The sequence below is a fragment of the Blautia sp. DFI.1.216 genome, from assembly GCF_020594215.1.
In the GTDB taxonomy this organism is placed as follows: Bacteria; Bacillota; Clostridia; order Lachnospirales; family Lachnospiraceae; genus Blautia_A; species Blautia_A wexlerae.
Map to the genome: position 1 here is coordinate 82,686 of NZ_JAJDML010000011.1, position 10,093 is coordinate 92,778.

Sequence of the window (10,093 nt, forward strand, 5' to 3'; positions counted from 1 at the left end):
TTTATGTTAATCACGCTGAAAAATATCGCGTGTATAAACCTTATCCTTCACATCATCCAGACACTTGTCATAGCGGTTTGCAATGATAGCCTGACTCGTTTCCTTGAACTCCTCCAAATCATTAACCACAACGCTGCCAAAGAATTTCTCTCCATTTTTCAAAGTCGGCTCATAAATGATGACAGTTGCGCCTTTAGCTTTGATGCGCTTCATGACACCCTGAATGGAACTCTGGCGGAAGTTATCACTGTTACTCTTCATCGTCAGCCGGTAAACACCAATAACAACTTCGTTCTCCTTGCTTTCGTCCCAGCTGTCATTTGCTTCATAAGCACCAGCAATCTCCAGCACACGGTCGGCGATGAAGTCCTTGCGAGTCCTATTGCTCTCAACGATTGCTCCAATCAGGTTCTCCGGCACATCGGCATAATTTGCGAGTAGCTGCTTGGTGTCTTTCGGCAGGCAATATCCGCCATAACCGAAGGACGGATTATTGTAATGAGTGCCGATACGCGGATCGAGGCAAACACCATTGATGATCTGTTGAGTATTTAACCCTTTCATTTCTGCGTAAGTATCTAATTCATTGAAATAAGAAACACGAAGTGCAAGGTATGTATTTGCAAATAATTTAACTGCTTCTGCTTCTGTGAAGCCCATGAACAATGTATCTATATCTTCTTTAATTGCACCTTCTTGAAGAAGTTCAGCAAATGTATGTGCAGCCTTTACTAAACGTGCATTGTTAATATCTGTTCCAACGATGATACGACTTGGATATAGATTATCGTATAATGCCTTACTTTCTCTTAAAAACTCAGGGCTAAAGATAATATTATCGCAGTGAAACTTTTCTCTAACACTTGTTGTATATCCAACTGGAATTGTAGATTTAATAACCATAATTGCTTCTGGATTATATTCGATAACTAATTTGATAACTGCCTCTACTGCAGAAGTATCAAAAAAGTTCTTTTTACTGTCATAATTTGTTGGTGCTGCAATTACAACAAAATCTGCATCACTGTAAGCTTCTTTGGCATCCAGTGTTGCTGTTAAATTTAGATCCTTCTCAGCTAAATATTTTTCAATGTAATCATCTTGTATTGGTGATTTTTTATTATTAATTAAATCAACTTTTTCTGGAACAATATCTACAGCATGAACCTCGTGATGCTGAGAAAGTAAAGTCGCAATGGATAAACCTACATATCCTGTTCCTGCCACCGCAATTTTTAATGAATTAAAATCTCTCATTTTCCTTCCCTTCTTTATCAAACAACTACATTTTGATTTACATATAAAATTCTTTATACCACTCAGCAAATTTTCGTAATCCCTCACGTAAAGTTGTTGATGGTTTAAAACCATAATCCCTTTCTAATGCTTCTGTATCAGCATATGTCACAGGAACATCCCCTGGTTGCATAGGGACAAGTTCTTTATGTGCTTCAAAATCGTAATCTTCTGGTAAGACTTTTGCTCTTATAAGCTCTTCCTGAAGAATTTCTACAAAATCTAACAAATTCTCTGGATGGTTATTTCCAATGTTGTAAACTGCATATGGAGGAATTGGTAAACCATCCTCCCCATTTTTCTTCTCTGGTGCCCCCTGCATTACTCGAACAACACCCTCAACAATGTCATCAACATACGTAAAATCTCTTTTACAGTTTCCATAATTAAAAATCTTAATAGTTTCACCTTTTAACAATTTATTTGTAAATCCAAAGTATGCCATATCTGGTCTCCCTGCCGGTCCATAAACAGTAAAGAAACGTAAACCAGTTGATGGAATATTGTAGAGTTTTGAATATGCGTGAGCCATTAATTCATTGCTTTTTTTCGTTGCAGCATATAACGATACAGGATTGTCTACTTTATCTTCTGTACTGTATGGAACTTTTTTATTACTTCCGTATACAGACGAACTTGATGCATATACCAAATGTTCCACTGGATAATGCCTACAGCCCTCTAATATGTTATAGAAACCAACTAAATTTCCCTCTATATATGCATCCGGATTGATAATTGAATACCTAACGCCTGCTTGCGCACCTAAATTCACAACTAATCCTGGTTTATATTTCTCAAAAATTGAATTGACAACTTCCTTATCTGCCAAATTTCCTTTAACAAAGGAAAAAGCCTCACTAGAAGAGAGTTTTTCTAATCTATATTCTTTTAAGCGAACATCATAGTAGTCATTCATGTTATCAAGTCCAACTATTTTTATTCCTTCTATTTCTTTTAATAGTCTCTCAGCTAAATTTGAACCGATAAATCCAGCCACACCGGTAATAAAAACTGTTTTATTTTTCAAATCTAAATTCTGCATATTACTAGCTCCTTTTATATTTATAACTTATCTACAGCTATCCTTTCGCAGCTTATTCTCTCTACAAAAACAAGCTGCTCATTGGATTTACATAGAACCATCTTTTCTAAATACAACTAATATTGTTTTCAATAATATTTTTATATCTAGCCCAATGTTCCAATTTGTGATATACTCTTTGTCAAGACGAACCACTTCTTCAAAATCAGTAATGTCACTACGTCCACTGACCTGCCACATACCGGTTATTCCTGGCTTAATTGCCAATCTTGCACGATGGTGCAGCTCATAAAAATTCGTTTCCGAAATCAAAGGTGGTCTGGTTCCAATTATTGACATATCACCTTTCAACACGTTAAAAAACTGCGGAAATTCGTCAATGCTTGTTCTTCTAATAAAATCCCCAATACCAGTCTTATGTGTTCCATCTGGAAGAACCTTATTTCCAATAACTCGTGGGTCAAAATCCAATTTGAACATCTTTTCATCACCCAGTTTGTTATCTTTCATCAGTTCAGCCTTCCGTTCCTCTGCATCCATATACATGCTTCGGAACTTATACATTTTGAATCTCTTTCCATTCTTTCCTACACGTTCCTGTGCAAAGAAAATCGGTCCCGGTGATGCTATGTAAATTGCTGGAGCAACAAATATAAACAAGATTCCAGTAAGCAAGCATCCTACTAAACCTCCGGCAATATCCATCAGACGTTTCAGCATCAGATCTCTTGTAGATGCATAGTTAATACTGGTAGTTAGTACTGTATAATCTCCAATTTTTTCTACAAACTGTTTTTTCCCAGGTACGCTTTGTACCTTTGCAAGATTCAGATGAACGGTTACTCCGGTTTCCGTAAACTGCTCAATCAGTTCTTTTGGATACGGAACTACACCAGATGTTACAATCAGAACTTCATCAATCCATTCCTTGCAGACATATTCAGCAGCATTTTCCATATTTGCAACTACTTTCACACCATCAATATACTTTCCTGTCATTTCCTTATCTATGACAGCAATTCCAGCAATCTTATACCGGGCATAGTTATGCTCTTTCATGCTCTCTACTACTGAACTCACTACATCTGCTGAAACAACAAGAAGTAAGGAACGATTTTCACCATCTTCCATTTTCTTTCTAAGCAAATGTTTCCACAGCTCTCGCACAAGATAAGTAAGTAGAATATAGATAACGATATTCAGTACCAATGCCAGTCTGGAATATTGTTGTCCTTCCTGAAGCATAAACAAATAAAGCAATAAACATGCTCCAAGAATTACTCCATGCTGTGCTGTTACAACAAAATCTTTATAGTAGCCTCTTTTCAAAACGTTTTTCAATGTTCCCATTGCAAACAGCACTACCAAATCTGCTACTTCCATAAAGACAGCCATATTTCTGTAAAGAATTAGCTGGTATGGATTAGCTCCATATCCACTTAACACATACGCCAGAACGAACGCCACCTGCAAGCAGATCAAGTCCAAGATGATAAAATCCACATGTTTTATCCATCCTGTAGAATCTTTTCTATACATACTTTCTTCCCCCTTTACTCATTTTTCAGATTCCATTACGTTCGTTTTCAACTAACTGCTACAATCCTCTGACTTACCAACGAACAAAGACTTTTTATAAAAAAATACGAAGTCCTTCACAGAACTTTGTATATTACATTTAATACTACTAAGAAACAATCTATACTCGGCACATAACCCAATTATCAGGGCAGGCAAAGCACAATAAAAAAATGGATTTCTATTAATTAAGAAATGTGATTCTATTTGATAATAGATAGCAGCCATAAGCAGACAGCCTATAGAAACTGCCAGATAGATTTTCCGATGTTTCATCAGATTCTTGCCATATTCAATTTTTCCGTTTGCTTCTTTCCCACTATAAGAGGCTAGGGAATTGCATTTGCACTCAGCGATCCGCATCTGCTTCATTTTTTATACCTCGCTTTACCCCCCACACACATATACACTCTGGGGGATTTTAATTTTTTAGTTTTTCATTATTCATATCGGCAATCTAACGTCCCTTAGCCCATCATTCTTTTCAGATTAACAGGCTCAAGTTTTCTCCTTTTCGATTTTTATTGCTTTATGATTGGGTCAAATTGAGCATCCAAAGAGCCATCCAATATCTATGAACCGCTATAATGTGACCCTGCTGCAGCAATGAAAAATCGAATTATCATAAAACGTTTAATCCACATATGCCGCATAAATACTGGAGTTTTCTCTGGTTGTCCCTATTATATCCCACTCCCCCAGTGTTCTATTTTTCGCTTGTTTTTTTGTTGCCTTCACTCATTTGTTATTCCCTAAAACCTTTTCTTTTTATTGTTATGTCATCTTTTTTAATTTTTTAGCTGTTTATTCTTTATAGCTATCTCTTTTGTATTTTCCCAACACAAACAAGCCACAGTCTCTGCTACAGACTCTGACTTCGGGTTCTGTTTTGTTCCTCATCGCATTGTTCTCCTTCATTCGCTTTCTCTTCCTCTGATGCAGGTTTATTGATTTTATATGCTCAGCTTTTTGAAATAATCTCAAGCCCTGCACATAATTCTCTGTCTGTGTTCCCTGCTGCAAATCTCAGCTTTGCCAGCCTTTTATGCCGATCTATCCTGCTGATCATTTTTTCCCTTCCCTGCAGCGGACCTTTAGTCACATAGGTTCTTCCATCTTTGATGTATCCTGTTGACATAGAGATCTTTTTCGTTTCCGGCATCATCAGATTCCGTAAAAATACTTCCTGCTCAGGAAGTAAGGCTATGGCATTTGCTGTGATATTCTCTGCAAAAATATCAGCGCATTGCATCCTGTGTAGCATATCTGCCAAATCATTTCTGTCTCTGCATTCGATAAGAAAACAATTTTTGAATGCCGGTTTCTGTTCCATATGCCATGATCCCTGATATTTCTTCATGCAGTCGTAGATAGGTATAAATATCTTTTTCTTCTCTTCCTCTGACAGTCTGGTGTCATAAGATTGGTTAAGTTCTGTGATTTCATTTTCTGTGTATTCATACATAAACCACATGACGAAAGTCACCTCATTTTCGACAAATTTCACAGAGTATCACACTATACGAAAAAATCCCCGGAATTCCTTTATTTTTCGAAATTCCGGGGATTTTTGACGGTAATCACATGACTGCTAATAGAGCAGCAAGCTTTTGCATATTCTGTTGTTTAAGTTCCATGGAAGGATGTACATATCGATTCATGGTAATGTTTACACTGGCATGCCCCAGGATTTCGCTCAGGCTTTTGACATCGAAGCCAAGCTCTATACACCGCGTGGCAAATGTATGTCTCAATGCATGAAAGTTTACAGGAGTCAGACCACATTGCCTTTGTACATAACAGAAATAATTCTGCATGGTACGTGGTTCTATATATTCTTCATCAGGAGATGCAAGAACATACCCCTGACGATTGGGAAACTCCCGTTGGATGAGTTGTACAAGATTATCCGGAATAGGAATTGTACGGATTGAACATTTGCTTTTTGGTGATGTGACTATAATATGCGTCTTTTGGGAAGTAGATCTAGGAATCTGCAATCTCTGCATTGTTTTATGCACATAAATGGATTTCTCCTGAAATGAAATATCTTCCCATTTTAAGGCACAAATCTCACCGACCCGCATTCCTGTAAAAAGACATAACAAGATTCCTATATTTCTTTCAGATATATTTGCATAAAGATATCTGCAAAGGATTTCCTGTGCGGAACGTGAGATGATTACAGTATCTGGCGCAGTCTGTCGGATAATGATTTCCTTTCCTGTACTCGGCGGCTGATAGCCCTGTATCTGGGCATATCTGAGCAGGCTTCGCATCAGTGAAAGAATATCTGCCACAGTCTTAGGCGAAAGCCCTTCTCCGGAAATCCCACCATGATCAAGAAGATCCTCACAGAACTTCTGTATTCGTGACGAGGTCAGTTCGTTTAGCGGAGCATTATCAAATTCCGGTAAAATGTGGGAATGAATAATATTATTATATTTCACATAGGAAGATTTCTTTATCTGCGCCTGTATTGAATTGAGCCAGTCATCTGCTAATTTTCTGATAAAACAGGGTGGCATTGTACTTTGGGAGACTTGTCTGCTGGTAGGCGGGTTGGATTCAATGTGGATAATAGCCTGACTGCGTTTTTGTTTTACTTCCTTATAGGTTGGAGCATATACATATCCATAAATAGCTTTTCCGGTCTGTGACCGTGCTTTAATATATCGGCCTTCCCAACGTCCATCTTTTCGCTTGTAAATATTTTCACCTTTTCTTGGCATACTGATAATTCTCCTTTCGATATTCGTATGACGATAATTTTACGATGAATGAGCTAAGCTTTTTAGCCCTATATAGCGAATTGATGAACGAACCTCCTTAAAAAGTTAACAAAAGCGAATGTTAATATAGATATACTTTATTGAAAAAGCATAGAATTTAATTGATTTTCTTGGAAATATTGACAAAATATGTTGCATTATGTAAAATTACTTGTAGTTGCGAATTATTGAAGTCAGAAGAAATCACTTCATAGAGTGTGATACTCTACGATTTTAAAAAGAACATTTTGGGCTTTTCTGATGTAAAAAATAAAGGAATATGTCTATGATTATTATTCCCTGTTTATATTGATTTATTCGTATTTTTAATTTACGGAACTTATTGTTCTTATTTTAACAGATTTTTTGTCCTTTTTCAAGGTTTTTTGTTCTGAAAATGGGCAAAAAAATACCCTGTCGGTTTGAAACCGGCAGGGTTAATACTATCCTTTCCCTGACATACTGGCTTTTTTAATCAACTGCTCTCCCAATTCTTCAGATATCTTTCTGTTCCCAGTTATACTGCTGATATAATCATCAACGTCCCGCATAATACAATTATCTCCCATTGTATTGAACAACTTCCGAATCTTCAGCGCCATCAAAGTCTGCTTCTTATGTTGCCTGTTGTTAATATTATATTAACTTGCCACCACGAATATGTCAATTGCTTTTCTACTATGATTAGAACGTCAAAAGGGTCATTTAATAACCAAGGATACTGTATTTAGTATATTCGCTTCATATATTACAGCAATATTATATTGTGACTAAATTCGGTAAAAAGGGAGTTTGACGCTTAAATCATCTTATCCGTAAAAAGTGGATTTAGGAGTTTCGAAAGTATCGGTTTTCTCAAGTCCAGCTAACCCCCTGAACAGTAACATTACAGGTCATGATCGTATAAAAATGTAAATTTATAGTAGACATGCTTTACGAAAAATCTTATAATATCTCCATAGGCAGATTCCAACATTTCAGTTTCAGGCTAGATTGGGATGGTTAGGCGGTTGAGTCATGTCAGAACAGCGATGTTCTGTTTATATAAATATCCTCATGACTTCATGACGGAAATACCCAAGAAGGAGGATATACACATGACAGTATCTTTTGTTATTTTTACTATAGTTTACGGAACTGTTAGTAGTATTCTTGGTACTTACATAGTTCGTATTCTTGATAAGAAATGCAAAAACGACCGCCATAGCTCAGATAGCGATCGTTAATGCGTTGAATATTTAATTTATTTAGCCTTAACCTTCCAAAGTTTGGCTCAACCGTCTAACGGAATCTGTCTTTTTATATACCAAGCTAACAACAGACATTTCTATCGCCTACTTAAATGAATATAATTCAAATACCAAATTAAAAAACTGGTTATAAGGTTATAAATAATAATCTTTTTAAAAATTATTCTTCAAAATAATCGATAAATAAAGCAATTGTTTTTTATGAAAAATATGGTTATATGGTTCTGTATATAATTACTATACCACATTTTTTTTATTATTCAAGTCAAAGTTATATTTTTCCTTATACAACAATTATCTTAGGTTAGCGTAAGTATATTCAATGTAAGTCACATAAGTTCATATATTGTCTTCCACCCACCGGACTATATACCCTTTGCTGGACGCACGATCAGCCCCCAATGTGCGCATGTTTTTCAGATGCTATTACACTTTTTCAATTATGCACTGATGCTTTTTACTTTTCTTGTCATAATTAATTCTCACAAGCAAAATATCACCGGTATAATCTGAAATCGAGGATGGGTATTTTCTGTCTTTAATCTGCTGTATTGCCGTCTGTACTTTCTGGTTCCACTTCAGTTCAACAACCAATGCAGGATAAGCACTTTTATATTCAGGCTTAGGGATAAAAATAAAATCTGCAAATCCGCGTCCTGTAGGAAATTCACGAACCGGTTTAAAATAATACTGCATGGTTCCCAGATAGGCAATGGCTAATACGCTGCTTAATGAATTTTCATCATGATACCTGATGACAGAAGCGTATTCATTATGAATTTTCTCAATTTGTGCAGCAACTGTTTCGTTATCCATATCCAGCGTTGCATCAAGTAAAGTCTCTGATTCCTGTTGGAACATAAGCATTTCATTCCATGACTTACTTTTTACAGCATTAGTCAGTTCCTGACGGATTTCTTCATTGGGAACAAAAGCAATTTTTTCTGTCTGATCATATCCAAGATATCCCAAATGGATCATATAAGTCAGTACATCATTCTTACTTTGAATATTAACAGTGTCATTTTTGAATGTTGCTGTATTAACTTTGACAGATGAGCCGGAAAGCATTTCAATGATTGCTGTTTTCAAGCCATCATAATTCATGTTGATAAAAGGCACAATCGCTTCATAAGAGGCTGTTTCCGACCAGTAACTCTTATATTCCCCTTTCAACATTACGCTGATAACAGCTCTGGGATTATAAACCTGGTAATCTTTCAGCAGATATCCATCATACCATTTCTTTACCTTATCAAAATCCTGATGGTACTTATCTGACAACTTTTGTACTTCAGCTTCCGTAAATCCGATATACTGCGCCAGAATACTTGGACTTACCATGGTAAATTCATCAAAATTGTTTAAGGCAGACTGAGTTTTTTCCTTTTTAATTGGCAAAATACCTGTAAGATATGCAAGCTGAATATACTTTGTAGGCTCTGTCCCTTTGAAAATACCACGTAAGAAGCGGATATACTCATTCTGGATATCCTCTTTTGCAGCTTCATCGCGAATCAGAACATCCCATTCATCAATAATCACAATAAACTTTCTGCCAGTTACAGTATTGATCCGTGCCAGTGTCTCTGCCAGGGAATGATTTTCTGCCGGAAGTACATCAGGATAATATTCTTTTAATTCTGAAATTGTCTTTTCTGAAATATAGGAAACAACTTTCTCAGGACCATTGGCAGGCCCCATGCACCATTGAATATCCCAATGAATCACATCATACTGATTCAGATGTTTTCTAAAATCTTCTGCCTGACTGATTTCCAGTCTGGAAAACATTTCTTCTGAATCGCATCCTTTGCTGTAATACGCTGTAAGCATATTTGCAGTAACAGATTTTCCAAATCTTCTTGGACGACTATTGCATATAAAAGCATCTGTTGACCCCAGAACACTGTTTGTATAATTGAGGATTCCACTTTTATCAACATAGATCCTTGCATTCAAAGCTGCCTGAAATGCCAGATTATCAGGATTAACGAACATTCCCATATTGACACACATCCATTTCTGTGACATGCTCCCGCCACTTAAATCTTACAGATTTTGAAGTGGGGGCTTCCTGCTCAATTGCCCTTCAGGACAAAGCTAAAACAGGCTATCCCCGCGTGTCCCGCGGTTCTTTTTTTATCCGGTTA

General features: G+C 36.6%; 6 protein-coding genes. All 6 read right to left on the minus strand.

Annotation, left to right across the window (positions count from 1 at the left end; translation table 11 throughout):
* Nucleotides 1-6 precede the first annotated feature (6 nt).
* Nucleotides 7-1,257, minus strand: a complete 1,251-nt coding sequence (locus LJE11_RS06445; protein WP_227295693.1) for a nucleotide sugar dehydrogenase — start codon at nucleotides 1,255-1,257, stop codon at nucleotides 7-9.
* Between the two features lie 37 nt (nucleotides 1,258-1,294).
* Nucleotides 1,295-2,341: a GDP-mannose 4,6-dehydratase gene (locus LJE11_RS06450; protein WP_412653153.1), complete on the minus strand. Its 1,047-nt coding sequence runs from the start codon at nucleotides 2,339-2,341 to the stop codon at nucleotides 1,295-1,297.
* Nucleotides 2,342-2,428: 87 nt separating this feature from the next.
* A complete protein-coding gene (locus LJE11_RS06455) occupies nucleotides 2,429-3,880 on the minus strand; it encodes a sugar transferase (protein ID WP_227295695.1) in 1,452 nt (483 codons plus the stop codon).
* Nucleotides 3,881-4,880: 1,000 nt separating this feature from the next.
* Nucleotides 4,881-5,393 (minus strand): hypothetical protein, encoded by a 513-nt coding sequence (locus LJE11_RS06460; RefSeq protein ID WP_227295697.1) that lies wholly within the window; start codon nucleotides 5,391-5,393, stop codon nucleotides 4,881-4,883.
* A 106-nt stretch (nucleotides 5,394-5,499) separates the two neighbouring features.
* A complete protein-coding gene (locus LJE11_RS06465) occupies nucleotides 5,500-6,651 on the minus strand; it encodes a tyrosine-type recombinase/integrase (protein ID WP_227295699.1) in 1,152 nt (383 codons plus the stop codon).
* A gap of 1,715 nt (nucleotides 6,652-8,366) precedes the next feature.
* Nucleotides 8,367-9,947 (minus strand): AAA family ATPase, encoded by a 1,581-nt coding sequence (locus LJE11_RS06470; protein ID WP_227295706.1) that lies wholly within the window; start codon nucleotides 9,945-9,947, stop codon nucleotides 8,367-8,369.
* Nucleotides 9,948-10,093: the final 146 nt, after the last annotated feature.

Coding starts and splice junctions, on each gene's coding strand:
- LJE11_RS06465 (WP_227295699.1), bottom strand. CDS start 6,651: ATGCCAAGAAAAGGTGAAAATATTTACAAGCGAAAAGATGGACGTTGG.
- LJE11_RS06470 (WP_227295706.1), bottom strand. CDS start 9,947: ATGGGAATGTTCGTTAATCCTGATAATCTGGCATTTCAGGCAGCTTTG.
- LJE11_RS06445 (WP_227295693.1), bottom strand. CDS start 1,257: ATGAGAGATTTTAATTCATTAAAAATTGCGGTGGCAGGAACAGGATAT.
- LJE11_RS06455 (WP_227295695.1), bottom strand. CDS start 3,880: ATGTATAGAAAAGATTCTACAGGATGGATAAAACATGTGGATTTTATC.
- LJE11_RS06460 (WP_227295697.1), bottom strand. CDS start 5,393: ATGTGGTTTATGTATGAATACACAGAAAATGAAATCACAGAACTTAAC.
- LJE11_RS06450 (WP_412653153.1), bottom strand. CDS start 2,341: ATGCAGAATTTAGATTTGAAAAATAAAACAGTTTTTATTACCGGTGTG.